We start from the raw sequence: 19,984 nt of genomic DNA, 5'->3' as shown, positions 1-19,984 counted from the left end.
ACCACACAGGCGCTGGTAATACTGGCCCGCAAGCTTGCTAGGGTGGTGTTCGCTCTGCTGAAAGGGCAAAGCGAATATCAGCCAAAAGTTGGTTGAGGGTTGCCCCTCAACCATAGAATCTCCCACAGGGGATTTGTGTCAGGCGCTGATTCTGTGGGCAATACAGGGCCCATGTGGGAGCTGGCTTGCCTGCGAAAGCGGGAGTGCAGTCACAGATGCAGTAACTGACACACCGCCCGCAGGCAAACCAATCAGAAGTAATACGGGAATTTCAGGCTGAACGTAAAGTCCGGCGCATCATCGGTCATCCCAATCGCCAGGTTCGGCACGATGGTCAGGTTATCCGAGGCGGCAATCGTCATGCCCACGTTGAAATAGCCGGCGTTGGCATCGCTGGACACCACTGATTGCCAGTCGCCGCCATCGGGCTTGAGCTTGCTCTTGCGCTGCACCAGGTCGGAAACCGAGAACGACATGCTCATCTTCTCGTTCAAGGCAAAGGCGACGCCGACCCCGAATTGGAAGCTGTCGCCCAGGCGTACCTTGCCTCCTACCTTCTGATTGACTTCGCTGCTGATGTCATCGAAAGAATCTTCAAAGTTGTGGGTGTACGACAACGAACCGAACAGCACGGCCGGGTCGAAGGTCTTGACCAGGGAGATGCCCGGCGTGACCGACCAGACCCCGTTACCCGTGGGCAGGCTTTCGGGCACGTAGAGGTTATCGTTGTTAGGTTGCTTGACCAGTTTGATGCCGAAGGGCTCTTTGCCCGTCGGGGCCTTGACGCGCACCGACACCACCGCATCGGGCAAGGTCGAGGTTTCGTCGAGGAACTTGTAGGCCACGCCAAAGTTGACATCGCCGATGGTCGGGTCACGGGTCACGGAACCTTCGGAGGTGGCCGTGGCGTCGTTGCCGGCGCCGCCCGACTGGTAGGTGGACTCGCGGTACACCACCGGCACGTTCAGGTCGAACTGCCAGCGGTTGTCGACGTTGTAGCGCCCGGTAAGGTCCAGGGTCCAGCTGTCGGACTTGATCCGGTCCAGGTTGATGTTGCCCAGGAAAATAGAGTCCAGCGCCAGGAAACCATTGAGCGTCAACTGGCGCGCGTCATAACGGGCATAGGTGATGCCCGTTTCCACGCTGAACTTGCCATTGCCGAAAAAGCCGCTGGCCTCGTTGTACAGGTTGCTCACACTTTGCGCAGGGGCCGAGTCGTCCTTGAGGGCCTGGCCGTAGGAGCTGCCACCCCCGCCAGCGCCACCGGATGCCGCGGCTGCGCCCGTACCGCTAGCCGCGACAGTGTTAGCGCCGTTCTTGAAGTCGGCCGGTGATTTGGCCAGGCGCCTGGGGGCGGGCGTTGCCGGTTGGTCCTCGACCTGGCGCACACGTTGCTCCAGCACGGCCAAGGCTTTTTGCTGCACGTCGTAGCGTTGCTTGAGGTCCAGCAGTTCCTTCTTCAGGGTTTGGATGTCAGCGTCTGGCGCGGCATACAGCACGGATGCGGGCAAGAGCGTACTCAAACAAACCACCGCACGTAGCGATAACGATCGATGCATGAAATAAGCCGTCCTTTTCTAATGCGTAAGTGTCGAGGGTCAGCGTAGTTCAATAACCGAGCGTGCGTAGGCCTTTGAGTTGATCCAGGTTGCAGTTCAACGCGGCGTTGTTCAGCCCGTTATTGTTCATCACCACGTTGATCTGGGTGATGTTTCTGACAAGGTTGCTATCGCCGGTCAATACCGTGCCCTGCAGCACGTTCCCCGCGCCGATCTGCTGCAGGCTGTTGCCCTGGTTGTGATTGGCCTGGATGGCCATCTGCACGCCGCCACTGTTGGCCGATACGCTGACACGGCCCGCGGCGCTGTCCCCGGTCACTGTACCGCCCGCCACCAGCACCTGGCCGGACTGCAGGTTATTGGCGGGGGTGACCCCATTTTCGACGTTGATGCCCACATTGTTGTAGGCGGCGTTGCCATCGCCGGCGGTGCGTACACTTTGGGTCACGCCCTGGCCGCTGCCGAGGCCGGCACCACCGACCACATTGCCGGTGCCCGTGTTGGGGCGCGTGCCGGTACCGGTCGAGCCGGTGGTTTGCACGTAGAACTGTGGCGTAATGGTGGTCTTGTCGATCTGCATGTTGGCCGTGCCGGTGATGTTGCTACCTTCGGCATTGGTCCAGGTGCTGCTCATGACAATGCCAAAGCTGATGATGCGTCCCGGCATCACATAACGGCCGCGCAGCTCGGCCATTTCGGCGTCCTTGAGTTCGATGGGCTTGAACCCCGAGGACGCATAAGCAGGCATTGAGGCGGCCAGACACAAGACCGTCAGCCAACGGGAAGTGTTCATCTGCTGCTCCTGGGGCGTCCTGCCCCTTATTGCGCGTCTAGAAGAAGTCGCTCTGGATAAAACCGAAATCCATCAGCTCGGCATCGCCCACAGGCCTGAACTCATTCATCTGGCTCTTGGCGGTCAGCGGCAGGGGCGGGTCGAGCAAGACGTTGGCCTTGTCGTAACCCTCACCCAGTACGGCGAAGACAATGCCATTCCAGCCTTTGACGAAATCGTCACGGGAATAGCGCTTGTGGCCCAATACGGGGTCGCCGATGTACACCCAGTCCTTGTCGGCCCGTTGCAACACCACGAAGTGCTTGTAGCCGCGAATTTCCAGCAGCACCACCACGGGGATTTTCACGGTCAGCAGGGTCTCAGGCGCGATCTTGTAGCCCCGGGCACGCATGCCGATGCTCTCGAGGTAGCGCTTCATGTCCAGCATGGAAAAGCCCTGGGTTCGCACCAGGTCCTGGTCGGCGGTGACCAGCATGCCTTTGATGATGTGTGCTTCGTCGACGTCCAGCCAATAGGCCTGGCGCAGGATGGTGGCGAGTGCTGCGGCACCGCAGCTGAAGTCGGTTTTCTGTTCCACCAGGTTGGCGAACCGGCGCTCGCGAATGCTCTCGACCTTCTTGAAAATCACCGCACCGCCGGGCATGGCGGAAATCGCCATGGTGCCTGCCCAGGTCGTGCCGGTGAGTAACATCAGGAGGGTGAGGGTCGCGATACGCATGATCGAATGACCTGTTGGACACTGGAATAAAAAAGGGCCTTGTCGCCAAGGCCCCGTTGGATCAGAAGCGCACGCCGCTGGCGCAGACGCTGCAACCTTGGCCGATCGACAGGCTGTTGCTGCCTTGGTTGCCCGCACCCGATTGCAGGTTGACACCTACGTTGCCGGAGTTGCGGTTAACCGAGTTGTCGAGGCTTGCGTTGTTGGACACGTACTGAGGCTTGCCATAACCATGGCTGCTGGCGGCCGTGTTCAGGTAGCTGTTGTTGAGCGAGTTCTGCTCGGTGTTGGACGCTGCTGCGATGTTCTTGCCGTCAGCGGTGGTGATGGCCAGGTTGTTTTTACCCTGGTTACCCTGGCCGGCCTGGCCGTTGTAACCCACGTTGCCGGAGTTGCCGGTGATGGAACCGTCCAGGGAGGCGTTGTTTTGCGTGCCTTTGTTGACGAAGTTGTTATGCGAGCTGCCTTGGTCGACATCGATCACGGCAAACACGGTGGCGAAGTCGCCTTTGGCACTGGAAATGGCGCCGGCGTTGTCAGCCTGGTTGCCGGAACCTGATTGTGCGTTGACCCCGACATTACCGCTGTTGCTATTTACCGAGTTGTCGGCTGATGCGTTGTTCTCGGTGTTGGTGTCGTCGAATTTGTTGTGTTCGCTTTTCTGTACGTCAGTGACCACAGCGGCCACAGTACCGGTGGGTTGTGGGGTTGGATGCCAGCCACCCGCTTGAGCAGCAGCAGCCATGAGTGCGGCGAGAGCGAAAACCATTGGTTTCAGAGCCATTTGAGGTTTCATGGTGTTTCTCCTTGCTTCTAGTTAGTTGGTTAAGTGTTGGTACGGTCTAACGAACGTCTACCAAGCGGTTACTTGATAGTGATGCCCAGGGTGTTAGCCACTCGGTTCCCCACCCCGGCACTCTGGTTCACCTGTGTCACTCCTCGGCTGCCGGTGAAGGCCTGGTCGCTGGTCACGACCTGGCGGCTGCCAGTGGTGGGGGTGAGCCCTGAGTCGGTTGCCAGCGTCGTCGTGTTCTGTTGCAACAGGACGCTGTCATCGATGCTCTGCGGGCCAGGGTTGAGGCTGATCCGCACAGCGTTGATGGATTGGTTATTAGCCCCGGCAGACTGGTTGATGCCCAGTACGCCGTTGCCACTGCTGAATGAGTTGCCCTGGATCGCGGCCTTGGCGTTCAGGGACGGGTCGACCTTGCCGTCGACACGCTGGATGTCGACGTTGGTGGCCTGGCCACCGAGCGCGATGGCGCGGCTGTTGGACATTTGTTGCCCCGTGCCGGCGGCCTGGTTGATCGACAGCACGCCGTCGTATTGCTGGCCGCTGTGGTTGATCACGGCGGTGTTGTCGGCCATGGCCGAGGCGCTGCCCAGCAGGGCAAGCACCAACAGGGCGCGCTTCATCACTTGCCCCCCATCATGCTGCCGAGGTTGTTGAGCGGCGCCATGCCACGCTGGATCGAGTCGCTGATCTGCCCGCCCATGCTGCTGCCGCTGCCCGCACCATGGCCTGCCGCTGCGCCAGCGCCGAGTGTCGACATGCTGTTTTGGGTGGCGCCCAGGCCCGACAGGCTGCCGTTGGGCTGCAGGGAGCGGGCGAGGCTGGAGCCACTGCTGATGCCGCCGATATCCCCGTCGCTGAGTTCGCCGGTCAAAGCGTTGTTGATCTCTTTGCTGGGGTTGGCATTGGCGGTGTTGGGGTAGGGGTCGGGCAGCGAGGTGCGCCCGTACATGTGGCCCTGCACCGTACGCCCGGTCACGATCACACCGTCACCCGCCTGGCTCGTCAGGCTGACACCTGCACTGAGCACGCAACTGATCAGCAGTACGTTTATCGACGAGGCGTGTGTGAGTGTGTTCACGGCGGCAGTCCTTATTCTTAACGCTGACCCTAAACAGCGTTGTCAGGGAAAGAGCAGAAGGCGTGCCGCTTTTTATTAGATGTGGTTATTCAAGGGGTTGGGAGAAAGTCGAGGCAAAGTGATGACAACCCTGTTTCAGGGTTGAAACAGTCTCAAAGGCGTGAGATAGGCCCATGCTCATCTCACGCTGTCTCAGCCATGTAACACTGCCTGTGACAGAACCATGAATCCGCATACGGCGGGCGATGCAGGTGAGGGAGGTGTTTCAAAAATGGACACCTGCGGCCCAAACGTCCCGCTTCGTGCGAGCGGGCTCAGCCCTTGGGGGCTTTACGGGGAATGGAGTTGAGCACGGGGTTGCCGTCCTGGTTTTGTGTCAGGTACACCGGCAACACCTTGGGCAGGGAGGGCACGAGGTTGTTGACCTCATTGATGTTGTAGATACCGCCGACGCGAATCGCGCCGGTACTGGCGTCTGCGAGCATCACCGGCTTTTTCAGGTAGCGGTTGATCAGGGGCAAGGCGTCCGTGAGGGTCAGGTTGTCGAGCACCAGCTTGCCCTGGCGCCATGCCAGCGCGGTGTCATCGGGATTGATAGCGGCGACCTGCGGGGTCGCGTCACCCTGATGGAAACTGGCTTGCATGCCTGGGCTAAGCGGCACACTGGCATGCTCGCCGTCGCTGGAGATCTGCACCGAGCCCTCCAGTAACATCACCCGCACCTGATTTTCATATTCCCAGACATTGAATTGCGTGCCGGTCACTCGCACCTGGCCTTCGCCGGCCCGCACGATAAACGGGTGGTGGCTGTCGTGCGTGACGTTGAAGAACGCTTCGCCCTTTTTCAGGGTGACACGGCGCTGGTCCTTGTAATGGCTGTAGACCAACTCGGTGCCCAGGTTCAACTCCACTTGGCTGCCATCGCCCAGGGTGACTTTTTTCAAGCCATTGGCTGCTTCGAACCGTTCATAGGAGCTGGGCAACCAGCCCGCTTCCCAGCCGGTGAAGGCGGCAAGCGGCAATGCCGCCAGGCACACCGCTGCGGCCACCGCGTAGGTGCGCAAGCGGCTGGCTGGCTTCTTGATTGGGACCACCACCGCCTCAGGCTTGTCGCGGGGCAGGTGGTCGGCCACGTCCCAGATCTCGAGCATGGCTGCATATTCGAAGGCGTGCAGCGGATGGGCATCGTGCCACTGGGTAAAAGCCTGACGTTCGCCCGCCGTGCAATCTGCAGCATGCAGGCGCATGCACCAATGCGCGGCGGCGTCGGTGATGGCGTCATATTCGGTTTCTGAAAGGGGCTTTTCGCTCATTAACTCATCCTGATTTCCCACATTCTAACCTCCCAAGGTGGACGGCGAGAACTGCATCATGGCGATTGCACATCAATTGGAACTTATTCTTGTTTGTGTGCGCCTAAAAATTCAGGAATTAACCTGTCGTCCACTTATGGAGTACGAAAATGTTGAAGAAAACCTTGATCGCCCTGTGTGCTACTTCCGCGCTGTTGAGCGCTGGCGCCGCCATGGCCGACAAGCCGGGTGCAGGCTGGATCACCATTGAGAAAGCCATCGAGGTGGCGAAAACCAAGGCCGGCTACATTGAGGTCTACGCCGCTGAAGCGGATGACAATGGCTATTGGGAAGTCAAAGGTCGCAAGTCCGATGGCATCGTGTATGAGGCGCGCATCGATGGCGCTTCCGGTAACGTGCTGCGTGACCAGAAAGACTGATGCACTCGCCGGGGGCCGTTCAGGCGCCCGGCTCCACCTGGCGGCCAAGATGGGTGATCAGGTACGTCACCGAGTCGGCGTTGGCCAGAATGGTGTCAATCCGTTTATCAGGGACTGACATGAAAATGATCCTCGCGTCCTGCAAGGTCTTGGCGCCGGTGGCCTTGAAAATTTTCTTTTCAATTGCAGAACCTGGTTTGAAGTCTTCCCACAGTTCGGTGAGGGTGTCTTGAGTCTTGAACAGCATCGTTGCAGGCGTCATCGTCGATAACGCGGTGCTGCGCAGATCCTCCAGGGTGGTTTTAAGCACTTCGGCGCCGGGCCTTTCGATATTGATCAAGTCTGGGAAGGGTCGCATGCTGTCCAGGTAGGCAATGTCCACGGTGTCGAGCTTCAAGTGCGATAATTCGTGAATCAGCGTGCTGGCCCTGGCGTGCGTCGATATGTTGAACGCTACATTCTCCAGCAGACGGTTCTGGTAGACGTCCAGATTAGGGTCGAAGAATCGGCTCAGAAGATACAGCTTGCGTTCTGTGTCAGCGGGAATCATGAATGCATAATCCGACGCCGGGTCCTGTCGGCTGGTGCCCGCGACAAAACGCATGGAGTTCGGACCGGTCAAGCTGGGGTCGGTGAGTTCATCGATGATCTCGTCGATTATTTTTGTGACTCTCAAGACCTGGTCCGGGGTCAGTGTGACGACACCAAACATTTCCCCTAAAAATCGCCCAACCCGGCTGTCAGGGTCGCGTTGTACAGCAAATTGCGCAACGTTGCGGCGGCAGTTCAGCGCGTAATAAGTCGCAAAGTTCAACGCTTCAGTGATGGCCTGGGCTTTCCAATAGGTCAACGCGCCAATATCGCGGATACCGACCGCTTCAATGTTGATGTCCCGTACCTCATTGCGCCACGTCTTGAGGTACGACTGGGCCCTGCCGAAGCGCGGCTCCTGGCCGTCCAGCTTCAGTACCCATATGCCCTGCGCATTACGGCCGATGTACGGCCCCACCTGCTCGTCGTTGGCGAGGCGCCAATGTTGTGCGGCTTTCTTGACGCTATACACCTTGCCGGCCAGCGGCACGTAGTATTTCGCGTTTTTCTGGTCTTCATACACCTGGCTGAGCGTGCTCTTTTTCAGGTCTTGCAACGCCACGTCCTGTGCCTCGAACGGTTCCAGCCGGGTGCGCGAAGGGCAGGTGACATGCCAGGTGGCGAGGGTGGTGGCTGCGGGCAGTGACTCATCTGTCAGCTCGGCCAGCGAGCGCTCCTTTTCAGTGGGTGGGGCAAGGGCGGTGCCGTCCAGCGCACTGCGCAGGGCGGCCATTTGCGCCACGCCCCTGACGAAATCCTTGAATGCAGCCTGCCACTGGTGTAGCTGCAAGGCTTCGGCCGAGCGCTTGAACAAGGTGTAGCTACGCCATACCACCAGCGGGTAGGCGAGTTTGCCGGCCATGAACTGCACCGCCGTCGGGATTTGCGTGCCGAACAAGCGGGTCGCATGATCCCACAAGGTCTTGGTGCCTTCTTCGAATTGGCTGCCCAGTACCTTGAGCAACATCAATGTGTTCTCGCTGAACAGGTAATGCAGCACATTGCCCGTCACTGCCGAAGCGGCCAGGCGGATATCGGACGGGCTATGCTGGTTGTTTTTCAGCAAATGGCGGTAAGTGGCCTGGTGCGGATCTTCCAGGTGCATAAGCACCCAGTCCTGCAGGATGCCGGGCCTTTGTATCTCATCCAGCAAGGCCGTTTCATCCGCGTATTCCTTGAACACATGCTGTTCGCTGTACGGCGCGTAGAGCACCCATGGACCCTCGCCAGGAAACTGCGGGCCGATCAGGTACACACCCAGCACCTTGGCGGTACTGGCGCCTTCGGTGGCGATCAGTTCCAGCGGTCGAATCATCGCCGTGGTCCCGCTGAGTGACGCTCGGGCCACGGTGTCCGGCATATCGAAAATCTGCTGGACCAGGCTCAAGGCTCGGGTGGAAAGCCGCTCCTGCAACCGTTGCTCGTCGGCGTGTTGCAGCGCTTGCCACGGCAACTGACGGCAAAACAGACGCCTGCGTTGGCGTGCATCATCGGTTTGCGCCTCAAGGTGGCTTCGCACCTGTTGCTGATAAGCGCTTTTGAGATCCAGCTGTCGCACCATTTGTATCACGGCACTTGCGTCCAGGGCTTGCGGTAATGGCTTTGCCGTGCGTGAACGTGGGCGGATGTGTTGAACCGTCAGATTTGGCCAGTGCCGCAACGCAAAGTCGGTCAGGTTGTCGACATTCACATCGAGCACTGCATCGGTGGGGATCAGGATGTGATCGGGGTTGAGCGCCTGGCCGGGAAAGCGCGCCTCAAGCAGCGTCATCAGCGTGGTGAAGGCATAAGCACGCAGGGGTTGGATGTCATGCAGGTAGTCATGTTCCTCGTCGGCGTTGTTGCAGTACTGCTCCAGAAGCTCAGCCTGGTGGATTTGGTCCTGGGCCGGCGCCATACCCAGCCACACCGGCAGTGCCTGCTGGTTGACCATGGCATCGGCCAGTGTGATTGCCCTGCCAAGGTTGGTGGGCGGAGGCTGTTCGATGACGGCGTCCAACCGATCCTGCAAGGCACGGGCGCGCAGGCCCATGGATTGCAGGTGATCCACGCCTTCCATGATCGCGTCGTTGTAGCTGTCTACTCGGTCATTCAACAGGTCCTGATCAATACGTTGCAGCGGGCCCTGGCGAAATGCCTGATGGGGCTCGCGCAAGCTGAACGGCAGATTTTCCAGCAGGCTCAAGCTGTTGATCGGGTGCGCCAGGCGCTGGGTGATTTCATCGCGCAGGGCGTTGATCGAGGCAAAGACTTCGTAGCCCAGGCGCGGGGTCCAGAGCAGCGCCTGGCCCGAGCGCTGCGGGTCGATACCGCCGCGCTCAGTAATCACGAACGTATTGGCCAGCGGTTGTGGCGTATCGACGGCGTTCAAGTCCAACGTCAACCCATAGGCATCCGGCAAAAATCCGTTAAGGCCATGGCGTGTCAAGCGCGACAGACTGTCGGGCTGAAGTAGCGTGTCGAGAATGGCCTGGCTTGTGGGCGCCAGGGTTTTATCCAGCGACCTCAGCTCGGCTTCGCTGCGTAACCCCACCAGCATCGAGTGGGCGTGTTTGGCGTGAGTCTTGACCAGAAACTCATGGGGTTGCTGGCGCATGGCGTGCTTGGAAAACAGCAGCAGGACGCGCTCGATGACGGTGTTGAACGTCTTGAGCGTCATGCTTGGCAATTGCACGAAGACATTGCCTTCGCCCCGCGTATAGAACTTCGTCCTGGACGAGAAGGGCACCGCAGGCGCCTCTTGGGCCAGACGTTCAATGAAGTGCTCAAGCATGCTCAATGACTGCACTGGCGCACGCTCTTCACGCTCCTGGGCACGCGTGGCGTAGGTATTGATAAACACCTCTTCGGCTTTGACTGACTGTTGCTGCAGTTGCAGTTCAGCGTTGAGCGTGTCAGCGACGATGCTACGTAAGGTCGGGTGGTGCGCGCGCTCCATCGCCAGCGCACGCTCAATCGCCCGCAGGTTCTGAAGCTGCAGCCGGGCGCGCTCGGCCTTGACGGTCGTAGGGCGGCCATTACCACGGGTGACCGGATGCAAGGTCCAGCGCCCGTTGGTCTCTAGTGTGGCCAGTTGATTGTCCAGCAAGGCACGTACGTCCAGGGCACTGTCGAGCAGGGCTGTGAGGTCCACTTGGCCATCGCTGCGCCGGTAGATTTCCAGGGCGTGGTTAAGGTTGTCCGTTTGCTTGCGCGCAATGTCTTGTACCAAGGTCACGAACACATTGCCGGGTATCGGCCTTGCCGCGATGGTGATCGGGTCCAGGCGGAGCAGCGTGTCGCGCTCATCCAATGAGAGGAAGTTGAGCCATTCGTCCTCGTAGCCTTCGGCCTTGAGCATGCTCAGTAACCGGTCTTTGAGGTCGTCGAGGTTTTCCAGCACCTGTAACCCGCGCGATTGGGTGTAGAGGTACGCGTGGTGCTCGGTGATCATCAAGGTGCTCGCTGGTTCAACGTAATGTTGATGAGGGGCATAAAGGCGCACCTTTTCCACGCTGAGGTTTTCGGCATGGGCGCTGCGGGCGCTTTGGTCGCTGAGGAACAGGGCCTGAAGTGCGTGGCTTTCCTCGGCGGTAATAATCTCGCCCTGGCGCTTGAGCAACACATCGAGGCGAAACTTCTGCGCCACGCCTTGAGCAAAAAAATCCACGCGCGAGGTGCCGCTGTCGATATCTTCATTCCAGTAGGTCTGCAACAGGCTTTCCAACAGCTTCGAGAAAGTACTGGAGCTTTGTTCGATCAAGGCCTCCCAACGCCGGTGATCTTCTTCCCGTTCGGAGGCAGTGAAACCAGTGGTGTCATGTTTTGGGTTCGAGTATTCGCGTATCTGCCCTTTGGGCCACCTGTGACGCACATAAAATTGCAGCAGCGCTTCGCTCAAGGTCTGCGAGTTGACCCAACGTGGCGTTGCTTGCTCAGCTTCGCGGGTTAAGACATTGACCCGTGTGTCCCGTTGATCCAGGTGTTTGAAATGGGGGCGGGCCATGACGCTCAGCAGCGTGTCGAGCATGTCAGGCAAGGTCGGGGTTTTTTGCAGGTGGTCGAGCATGGCCTTGACGTTATCCAGCTGGCAGGCCTGGAGCATGCGTGCTTGCTCCGGCATGACTTCACCTTCGATGAGCTGAGTGGTCAACACCATGGGCGTGTCAGCGCCCAGCGCATTGCGTTGGTCCATCGACAGGTAGCTCAGCAAAGGGGCGCTCTGCAGTGGGTCTTCCAATTGCTCGATCAATTCGCTCAGCAGGGCTGCGTGGCTGTCATAGACCTGTATGCCGTTATCCGGGGTGTAGAGCAATGCCTTGGCGGCGTCGGGTGTCGGGCTGATCGCGAACGCGCCGGCAAGGGGAATGGGGGGCTTGCCGGAAATGTTGATCAGGACCTTTTCAACACGCATGGGGTGATCATGCCGGCTTGTGTCCTGCCGAGACTCGTCGGTAGCCAGGTAAAGGTTGTACAGCCAATCAAGGTCTTTGGCGGTGAGCCCCAGCGTACGTTCACGAGCGGTGGGCGAGGCTTTGCCTTGGGGTTTGAGAAACTCAGGGAAGAAATACGGGGGCGTTAAGCGAACCACAGCCTGTCTCCGGCGTGCCAGGAAAAGCACAGGGTAGGCAGGCGTCCGTGGTGCAAGGCGGTAAATATTCAGCGCTGCGCACGTTGACAACGCAGAGCGTGCGTGGTGTTTAATCGAGGGTCTGGATGTCCCATTCGTTGCCCCTTCCAATCATAAAAACGGAGCTTCAAATGTCTGCGCAGTCCCCGACAGTTGCCACCGCTTGTGCCTCGATCCGCTTCGCTGAACTGGAGGAGTTACTTCATCAGGTGTTCGTTCGGCACGGCACATCGGCGCAGGTTGCTGCGATTCTTGCGCACAACTGCGCAAGTGCCGAGCGTGACGGTGCCCACAGTCACGGTATTTTTCGCATCCCCGGTTACCTTTCGACGCTGGCCAGTGGATGGGTCAACGGCACCGCCGTCCCCAGCGTGACCGATGTGGCCTCAGGCTTTGTGCGCGTCGATGCGGGCAATGGTTTTGCCCAGCCGGCCCTGGCGGCGGCGCGCCCGTTGCTGGTGGAGAAGGCACGCAGCGCCGGCATCGCGTTGCTGGCAATCCATAACTCCCATCACTTTGCTGCCCTGTGGCCGGACGTCGAGCCGTTTGCCGAGGAGGGGCTGGTGGCACTCAGCGTGGTCAACAGCATGACCTGCGTGGTGCCCCACGGCGCGGATCGTCCGTTGTTCGGCACCAACCCCATCGCGTTTGCGGCGCCCCGGGCCGACGGTGCGCCGATTGTGTTTGACCTGGCCACCAGCGCCATCGCCCATGGCGACGTGCAAATCGCCGCGCGCAAAGGCGAGCGGTTGCCACCGGGCATGGGCGTCGATAGCCTCGGGCAGCCGACCCAGGACCCTAAAGCCATTCTGGAAGGCGGCGCACTGTTGCCATTTGGCGGGCACAAGGGTTCGGCACTGTCGATGATGGTGGAGTTGCTGGCGGCAGCGTTGACGGGCGGCAACTTCTCTTTTGAATTCGATTGGACGGACCACCCAGGCGCGCGCACGCCGTGGACAGGCCAGCTTCTGATCGTGATCGACCCGAGTAAAACCGCTGGGCAAAGCTTCGCCCAACGCAGCCAGGAGCTGGTGCGGCAGATGCATGCGGCGGGGTTGCGTCGATTGCCGGGGGACCGACGCCATCGTACGCGGGCGAAGTCGCAGGAAACCGGGATCGAACTGGACGCGCAGGCGTTGCGCGAGTTGAGGGCGTTGGCGGCGGGGTGAAACAGGCTGCGCGGGGGGCGCAGCCTGAATGGATCAGTTACGGCGACCCAGCAACAGGCCGACCACCAGGCCAAAGCCTGCGGAAATGGCCACGGTCTGCCATGGGTGCCCGCCGATGTAAGTCTCGGTGGCATCCACGACCGGCTTGCTGCGTTCACGCACATTGGACACCGATTCCAGGGCTTGCTTGAGTTTGATGGCAACCTGCTCGCGCAGGGTTTCACCTTCCTCGCCCACCAGGGATGCGCTGCTTTTGAGCAGTTTGTCCGACTCTTCGATCAACGCGCTCAGTTCGCTGAACGCTTGGTCCTTGATTTGATCTTCGACAGCTTGGGCGGCGGTTTTGCGGGCCATTGAGTGACTCCTTGCAGGTGGATGTGGCAGTGAACAATGGAGTATCGGGGGGAGGCAAAAGTTGCAGTTTTTTTCCCCATGCGCTCATCCGAGGCAAAATCCGGATCGGGAACTTTGGGCCTACAGTGTAAGATGTCACCTATTTGTGCAGCAGGTAATTCAACATGAGCTTCAATCTCGCCAACAAGACCCTCGCCGAACGCGCCGAGCTGGAAGATGAAAAGTCGCGCCTCTACGACCTGTGGCAAACCAACCTGGGCAAGGCCAAGGGCGAAGCCGCGCGCTTGTTCGGTGAGCGCGCCAAGCGCAAGGGCAAGTGGGCCGAATGGGTGCGTGCCGAACTCGACGGCATGTCGCCGCCGGAGTTTTCCAACATGGTGCGCAGTGAAGTCAACAAGCTGATGGCGGCGGCGAAGTAAAGCACGCCACAATCGCTTCGCGTACCTTGAGCAACAGCGGGTCCAACTGAGCCTGGGTGCGCCAGCCCAACTCCACCGGGTAATGCGGTAGCGCCAGCGGGCAGGGCAGCACGCGCAGGCCGGTCGTTTGCGCAATGGCGTGGGCTGCATGCCCGGGAATGGTTGCCACGGCGGTGCTGCCTTGGAGCAGATACGGCAGCGCGGCAAAGTGGCTGGTGGACGCGCACACGTGGCGGCGCAGCCCGTGGGCGGCCAAACCTTCATCGGTAATGCCGATAAACCCGCCTGACGACACCAATACATGTTCCCGTGTGACAAACCCCTGCAGGTCGATAGCCTCCTGGCCCGGCGCCAGGCTATGGGGGTCTACCAGGCAACGATAGTCACCTTCCCCCAGCACCTGTCGGCTCAGCCTGCGCTCGGTAAAACCGCCGGCGGTAATGGCCAGGTCCAGCGTGCGGTCGAGCAGGGCGGCGGCGACGATCTGGCTGTAGGTCTGGCGAAAGATCACCCGTAGTTTGGGCAGGCGCAGTGCGATGGCCTCCATCAGGCTTCGGCCATAAGCAATCTCGAAGTCATCCGACAGCCCCAGCACCACCGAGCGGCCCTCGTAGTGCGAGTTTTGCGGGCTGATCATCGCCAGGCTCTGGCGGCAGCGATCCAATGCCTCACTGATCACCGGTTTCAACTGATTGGCTCGCAATGTGGGCGCCAGGCCGCGTCCGGTGCGCACGAACAAAGGGTCGCCGTACAGCTCACGCAAGCGCCGTAGGCCCGCGCTGATCGCCGACTGCGTCACACCCAGTCGCAGCGCCGCACGGCTGGCACTGGACTCGTCGTGCAGGGCTTCGAAGGTTTTGAGCAGGTTGAGGTCAACCTGGGCGATATTCATTTGGCTCATATCATTTAGCACTGAGGTGGGCTTTATTCATGATCGAGTCTGGCCAGAGAATGGGCAACCCCTATCTATCGGAGTAAGCCTGATGCCCGTATCGACTGTCGCAGCCCTGCAAATCGGCGCCTTGCCTGGCGGCAAGGCTGACACCCTGGCGCAGATCCTGGCCTATGAGGATCAAATCCAGCGCAGTGGCGCGCACTTGGTGGTCATGCCCGAGGCGTTGCTGGGCGGCTATCCCAAGGGCGAAAGCTTTGGCACGCAATTGGGTTATCGCCTGCCCGAGGGCCGGGAAGCCTTTGCACGGTATTTTGCCAATGCCATTGACGTGCCGGGGCCAGAAACCGAGGCGCTGGCCGGGATGTCGGCGCGTACCGGTGCCAGCCTGGTGCTGGGCGTGATTGAACGCAGTGGCAGTACGCTGTATTGCAGCGTGTTGTATTTCGAACCCTCGGGCGGCCTGGTGGCCAAGCATCGCAAGCTGATGCCGACCGGCACCGAGCGGCTGATCTGGGGCAAGGGCGACGGCTCGACCCTGCCGGTGATTGACACCGCGGTTGGGCGTATCGGCGGCGCGGTGTGCTGGGAAAACATGATGCCGTTGCTGCGCACCGCGATGTACGCCAAGGGCGTCCAGGTGTGGTGTGCACCCACCGTGGACGAGCGCGACATGTGGCAGGTGAGCATGCGCCATATTGCCCATGAAGGGCGTTGCTTTGTGGTCAGCGCCTGCCAGGTGCAGGCATCGCCTGAGGCCTTGGGTGTGGAGGTTGCCAACTGGCCGGTGGACCGTCCGTTGATTGCCGGCGGCAGCGTGATCGTCGGACCCATGGGCGATATTCTGGCGGGGCCGTTGGTGGGCGAAGCGGGTTTGTTGACGGCGCAGATCGATACTGATCAGTTGGTGCGGGCCCGCTACGACTACGACGTAGTGGGGCATTACGCCCGGCCGGATATTTTTGAATTAGTGGTAGACGAGCGCGCCAAGCCAGGCGTTCGCTATATCACTGACTAAACGCAATCAACCTGTGGGAGCAGGCAAGCCAGCTCCCACATGTGGTTTTCAGCCACTTACCAGGTGGCAGTGTTCGGTAAGTCCAAAGTGCCACGCTCCACAAAACGCATGGTGCCAAACAGGCCACCCGCCAATTTGCCGCGCAGCACGTAGGGCAGGTTGTTCAGGCTTTGGGTCTGGCTAAGGCCCAGGGTCTGGCGCAACACCGAAAACGCCGAAACGCTGACCGGCACCATCAGTACGGTTTCAGAAAAGCGTGGGATGCTCCCAGCCTGATCGCTGACGCCAGAAGCGAGTGGCCGGCCATTGACCTCCAGATCCAGCGCCACGCCGTTGTAGTCGATTGCCGCTTCATTGGGGTTTTGCACCCGCAGCTTCACCGCAAAGCGCACTTCCAGGTCCTGGCTTTGCAGCGGCTCGATGCCCACCACATTGATGTTCACCGGGTCGCGGTTGGGGAACAGTGCGCAGGCGCTCAAGGTCAGCAGCAACAGCGATACAACCATGAGCTTGCGCATAAAGAAATGCTCCTACTTTTGGGTAACGTCCGGGTCCTGCATGACCTTGAGGGTAGAGGACTCCGGCTCGAATTCATCTTCTTCCAGCTCTATGAACTCTTCGGGCAGGAAAATGTTCAGCAGGATTGCACAGAATGCGCCCACGGTGATCGGCGATTCGAAGATGTTGTGCAGCGCCTTGGGCAGCTCGCGCAGCACTTCCGGCACGGCGGCGACGCCCAGGCCCATGCCTAGGGAAATCGCCACGATCAGCACATTACGTCGATGCAGGCCCGCTTCAGCGAGGATCTTGATGCCGGCCACGGCCACGGTGCCGAACATGATCAGAGTCGCGCCACCCAATACGGGCTTGGGCATCAGTTGCAGTACCGCGCCGATCATCGGAAACAGCCCCAGCAGCACCAGCAGGCCAGCAATGAAGTACGCCACGTAGCGGCTGGCCACGCCGGTCAATTGGATCACGCCGTTGTTCTGGGCAAAGGTCACCATCGGCAGGCTGTTGAACGTGGCGGCCATCGCCGAGTTGAGGCCGTCGGCCAGCAGGCCGGACTTGATGCGCTTGATGTACAGCGGGCCCTTGACCGGTTGCTGGGAAATCATCGAGTTGGCGGTCAGGTCACCGGCGGCTTCCAGGGGCGAAATCAGGAAGATCACCGCCACCGGGATAAACGCCACCCAGTCGAACGAGAAACCATATTTGAACGGCACCGGCACGCTGATCAGCGGCACCTGGGGTAGGGCGGCCATGTCGACGCGGCCCAGCAGCCACGCCACTACGAAGCCCAGGGTCAGCCCGATCACGATCGAACCCAGGCGCAGGAACGGGTTGTTGAAGCGGTTGAGCACCACGATGGTCAGCAGCACCAACGCCGCCAGGCCCATGTTGCCTGCGGCGCCGAGGTCGCTGGCACCATAGCCGCCGGCCATGTCGGTGACCGCAACCTTGATCAGCGACAAGCCCATCAAGGTAATGATGGTGCCGGTGACCACCGGGGTGATCAGTTTGCGCAGTTTGCCGATGAATTGGCTGAGCACCACTTCGATAAACGCCGCGAAAAAGCAGATGCCAAAGATCGTCGAGAGGATCTCATCGGTGCCGCCGCCCCGGGCCTTGACCATAAACCCGGCGCTCAAAATCACACTGATAAAAGAAAAACTGGTGCCTTGCAGGCACAACAGCCCCGAACCCACCGGCCCGAAGGTGCGCGCCTGCACAAAGGTGCCGAGCCCCGAGACAAACAGCGCCATGCTCACCAGGTACGGCACTTCGCTTTCCAGCCCGAGTACGCCGCCGACGATCAGGGTGGGCGTGATGATTCCGACAAAACTCGCCAACACATGCTGCAACGCGGCAAAAATCGCGGCGGTGAAGTGCGGGCGATCTTCGAGGCCGTACATGAGGTCGGATTTATAGCGCGGGCGGGGGGCTTGAGCGTCAGACAAAATGATGGCTCGGGTCAGAAAATGGAGGCGCAGGATGCCAGAAAGTGCCAGGCGCCTGAAGTGTAAAAAAATATTTATAAAAACCCTGCGCTAAAGCCGTGGCCCAGCCGATATCAAGCATAGGCCCACACTACAACGACAACAGTGGTGACCAAGGTCTGGGCAGCGCGTTGACGCTGACGGATCGTTTCGCGGCAAGGACGCTCGCAAACACTACTTCTGAGAGCAGCCCTATGTCCCTCCGTCACCTGAATATTGCCCCTCGCGCGTTTATCGGTTTTGCCTTCATTGCGGTTCTGGTGGTGCTGCTGGGCGTGTTTGCGGTCAACCGCATGACGCAAATGCGCCAATCCTCCCAGGACATGAGCGCCAACCAACTGCCCAGCATGACCCACCTGGGCACCATCACCGAAAACGTGCTGCGCATGCGCATTCTGTCGTTTCGTGTGCTGGTCAACCGCGAGCCTGCCGCCTTGCAGGAAGCCGAGACCCGCATCGGTGTGTTGGCTGACAAGGTCAAGACCGCCCAGGCCAAATACGCCACGCTGCCTGCCGGCCCGGAGGAGGCAGCGCTGTACAAGACCTTTGGCGTGACCCTGGACAATTACCTCAAGGCCCAGGCCGAGATGGTGGCATTGTCCAAACAGGGCAAGGTCGATGAGATGCGCGCCCTGATTAACAGCCGTATCAAGGACGGCACTGACCAGATGGGCGAGCAACTGAACAAGCTGATTGCCATCAATGCGGCCGACGCCAAGCAGGCCGACGAGGATGCCGGGCAAAGCTACGAAGGCGCGATCACCGGTGTGGTGGCAGTCTCCGTGGTGGCGGCATTGCTCACCGTGCTGCTGGCCTGGTTGCTGACCCGCAGTATCGTGACCCCGTTGCGCAAGGCTGTGGAAGTGGCTGAAACCATTGCCGCCGGCAACCTGAGCAAAACCATCGAGGACGATGGCAAGGACGAACCGGCACGGTTGCTCAGTGCGCTGTCGACCATGCAAGCCAGCCTGCGCCAGACCATCCAGCACATCGCCGGTTCGGCCACGCAGCTCGCTTCGGCGGCGGAAGAGTTGAGCGCGGTCACCGAGGAAGCCTCCCGTGGCCTGCAACAGCAGAACAATGAAATTGACCAGGCCGCCACGGCCGTCAATGAGATGACGGCGGCAGTGGAGGAGGTGGCGCGTAACGCGGTTTCCACCTCCGAGGCGTCCGGGCAGTCCAACCAGGCCGCGCGGGAAGGCCGTGATCGGGTAATGGAAACCGTCGGCGCGATCCAGACCATGACCCAGGACGTGCAGAACACCTCCGCGATGATCGAGGGCCTGGCCGCTCAGGGCCGGGATATCGGCAAGGTGCTGGATGTGATTCGCGCGATTGCCGAGCAAACCAACCTGCTGGCGCTCAACGCAGCGATTGAAGCCGCCCGTGCCGGCGAGGCCGGAAGGGGCTTTGCGGTGGTCGCCGATGAAGTGCGCGCCCTGGCCCATCGCACCGCGCAGTCGACCCAGGAAATCGAGAAAATGGTCGCCGGCATCCAGAACGGTACCGGTGAGGCGGTGCAGTCCATGCAACAGAGCAACCAGCGCAGCCAGACCACCCTGGAAATGGCACGCGCAGCCGGCGCCTCACTGGAGCAGATCACGGCGTCTATCAGCCTGATCAACGAACGCAACCTGGTGATTGCCAGCGCGTCGGAAGAACAGGCCCAGGTCTCCCGCGAGGTGGACCGCAACCTGGTCAACATCCGTGACTTGGCCACCCAGTCGGCGGCGGGCGCCAACCAGACCAGCGCGGCCAGCCATGAGCTGTCGAGGTTGGCGGTGGATTTGAATGGGATGGTGGCCAGGTTCGTCGTCTAACAGCCGCCACAAAACCCTGTGGGAGCTGGCTTGCCTGCGATAGCAATCTTACAGTCAGCACATCATGGGTTGGCTTACCGCTATCGCAGCATAGGGATCTACACAACTTGGGCCGGTGCTGACCTGTGGCGAGGGCGCTTGCTCCCGTGACGGACTGACAGCCGACGCTGATCTAACTGACGCACCGCAATCCAAATGTGGGAGCTGGCTTGCCTGCGATGGCGGCCTTACAGCCGACCAGGATGTTGGATCTGACCGCGTACATATCCGTTCCTGCGGTAACGGCCACCTATGGTTCCGCTCTTACAGCCAGCCCTTTCAAGGTCTTTTCGTCTTGGCAGCCTTGATTATCCGGTCCGTTGAAACATGCGCATTCACCGCGGTGCCTTTAACCCATGTTTTGGGCTTGGGTACCTTGGGGCCACGGGGGCTTTTC

Annotated in this window: 17 protein-coding genes; 5 read left to right on the top strand and 12 right to left on the bottom strand. The window is 60.2% G+C overall.

What is annotated here, in order from left to right:
* Window positions 1-251: 251 nt before the first annotated feature.
* From JMV15_RS27360 to JMV15_RS27330, 7 genes are all read right to left on the bottom strand, one after another.
* The gene (locus JMV15_RS27360; protein WP_201491970.1) at window positions 252-1,559 is read right to left on the bottom strand and encodes a hypothetical protein; all 1,308 of its coding nucleotides are present in this window, start codon (window positions 1,557-1,559) and stop codon (window positions 252-254) included.
* A gap of 49 nt (window positions 1,560-1,608) precedes the next feature.
* On the bottom strand, window positions 1,609-2,352 hold the full coding sequence (locus JMV15_RS27355) for a hypothetical protein (RefSeq protein ID WP_014718741.1): 744 nt from the start codon (window positions 2,350-2,352) through the stop codon (window positions 1,609-1,611).
* Window positions 2,353-2,389: 37 nt separating this feature from the next.
* Window positions 2,390-3,070 (bottom strand): C39 family peptidase, encoded by a 681-nt coding sequence (locus JMV15_RS27350; protein WP_020301091.1) that lies wholly within the window; start codon window positions 3,068-3,070, stop codon window positions 2,390-2,392.
* A gap of 61 nt (window positions 3,071-3,131) precedes the next feature.
* Window positions 3,132-3,866, bottom strand: coding sequence for a hypothetical protein (locus tag JMV15_RS27345; RefSeq protein ID WP_003190893.1), 735 nt, complete (start codon window positions 3,864-3,866; stop codon window positions 3,132-3,134).
* A 68-nt stretch (window positions 3,867-3,934) separates the two neighbouring features.
* Window positions 3,935-4,486, bottom strand: a complete 552-nt coding sequence (locus JMV15_RS27340) for a hypothetical protein (RefSeq protein WP_020301092.1) — start codon at window positions 4,484-4,486, stop codon at window positions 3,935-3,937.
* Complete coding sequence (locus JMV15_RS27335) at window positions 4,486-4,944, bottom strand: hypothetical protein (RefSeq protein WP_038450385.1); 459 nt, start codon at window positions 4,942-4,944, stop codon at window positions 4,486-4,488. The genes JMV15_RS27340 and JMV15_RS27335 overlap by 1 nt, the downstream gene beginning before the upstream one ends.
* Before the next feature lie 314 nt (window positions 4,945-5,258).
* Window positions 5,259-6,257: a FecR family protein gene (locus JMV15_RS27330; protein WP_014718737.1), complete on the bottom strand. Its 999-nt coding sequence runs from the start codon at window positions 6,255-6,257 to the stop codon at window positions 5,259-5,261.
* Window positions 6,258-6,406: 149 nt separating this feature from the next.
* On the opposite strand from JMV15_RS27330, the gene JMV15_RS27325 reads away from it, so the two are divergent.
* Complete coding sequence (locus tag JMV15_RS27325; protein ID WP_014718736.1) at window positions 6,407-6,676, top strand: PepSY domain-containing protein; 270 nt, start codon at window positions 6,407-6,409, stop codon at window positions 6,674-6,676.
* Between the two features lie 19 nt (window positions 6,677-6,695).
* Here the strand turns inward: JMV15_RS27325 and JMV15_RS27320 are convergent, their stop codons facing one another.
* Window positions 6,696-11,837: a dermonecrotic toxin domain-containing protein gene (locus tag JMV15_RS27320; RefSeq protein WP_201491969.1), complete on the bottom strand. Its 5,142-nt coding sequence runs from the start codon at window positions 11,835-11,837 to the stop codon at window positions 6,696-6,698.
* Between the two features lie 170 nt (window positions 11,838-12,007).
* On the opposite strand from JMV15_RS27320, the gene JMV15_RS27315 reads away from it, so the two are divergent.
* Window positions 12,008-13,045, top strand: coding sequence for an Ldh family oxidoreductase (locus tag JMV15_RS27315; protein WP_020301093.1), 1,038 nt, complete (start codon window positions 12,008-12,010; stop codon window positions 13,043-13,045).
* A 33-nt stretch (window positions 13,046-13,078) separates the two neighbouring features.
* On the opposite strand, the gene JMV15_RS27310 is transcribed toward JMV15_RS27315, so the two are convergent.
* Window positions 13,079-13,399: a DUF883 family protein gene (locus tag JMV15_RS27310; RefSeq protein WP_019817806.1), complete on the bottom strand. Its 321-nt coding sequence runs from the start codon at window positions 13,397-13,399 to the stop codon at window positions 13,079-13,081.
* A 164-nt stretch (window positions 13,400-13,563) separates the two neighbouring features.
* On the opposite strand from JMV15_RS27310, the gene JMV15_RS27305 reads away from it, so the two are divergent.
* On the top strand, window positions 13,564-13,818 hold the full coding sequence (locus JMV15_RS27305; RefSeq protein ID WP_003190904.1) for a hypothetical protein: 255 nt from the start codon (window positions 13,564-13,566) through the stop codon (window positions 13,816-13,818).
* Here the strand turns inward: JMV15_RS27305 and JMV15_RS27300 are convergent.
* Window positions 13,790-14,710 (bottom strand): LysR family transcriptional regulator, encoded by a 921-nt coding sequence (locus JMV15_RS27300; RefSeq protein WP_201491968.1) that lies wholly within the window; start codon window positions 14,708-14,710, stop codon window positions 13,790-13,792. The genes JMV15_RS27305 and JMV15_RS27300 overlap by 29 nt on opposite strands.
* A gap of 91 nt (window positions 14,711-14,801) precedes the next feature.
* On the opposite strand from JMV15_RS27300, the gene JMV15_RS27295 reads away from it, so the two are divergent.
* Complete coding sequence (locus JMV15_RS27295; protein ID WP_019817808.1) at window positions 14,802-15,728, top strand: carbon-nitrogen hydrolase family protein; 927 nt, start codon at window positions 14,802-14,804, stop codon at window positions 15,726-15,728.
* 56 nt (window positions 15,729-15,784) lie between these two features.
* Here the strand turns inward: JMV15_RS27295 and JMV15_RS27290 are convergent, their stop codons facing one another.
* Together JMV15_RS27290 and JMV15_RS27285 are read right to left on the bottom strand one after the other, a co-directional pair.
* A complete protein-coding gene (locus JMV15_RS27290) occupies window positions 15,785-16,246 on the bottom strand; it encodes an LEA type 2 family protein (RefSeq protein ID WP_014718730.1) in 462 nt (153 codons plus the stop codon).
* 12 nt (window positions 16,247-16,258) lie between these two features.
* Window positions 16,259-17,689: a nucleobase:cation symporter-2 family protein gene (locus JMV15_RS27285; RefSeq protein ID WP_032901653.1), complete on the bottom strand. Its 1,431-nt coding sequence runs from the start codon at window positions 17,687-17,689 to the stop codon at window positions 16,259-16,261.
* 233 nt (window positions 17,690-17,922) lie between these two features.
* Here JMV15_RS27285 and JMV15_RS27280 point away from each other — a divergent pair, with 233 nt between their 5' ends.
* Window positions 17,923-19,548: a methyl-accepting chemotaxis protein gene (locus JMV15_RS27280; protein WP_014718728.1), complete on the top strand. Its 1,626-nt coding sequence runs from the start codon at window positions 17,923-17,925 to the stop codon at window positions 19,546-19,548.
* Window positions 19,549-19,984: the final 436 nt, after the last annotated feature.

This window comes from Pseudomonas paracarnis (assembly GCF_904063055.1).
Taxonomy (GTDB): Bacteria; Pseudomonadota; Gammaproteobacteria; order Pseudomonadales; family Pseudomonadaceae; genus Aquipseudomonas; species Aquipseudomonas paracarnis.
The sequence above is the reverse complement of the archived record's forward strand: the minus strand, read 5'-3'. Positions and strand labels throughout refer to the sequence as shown.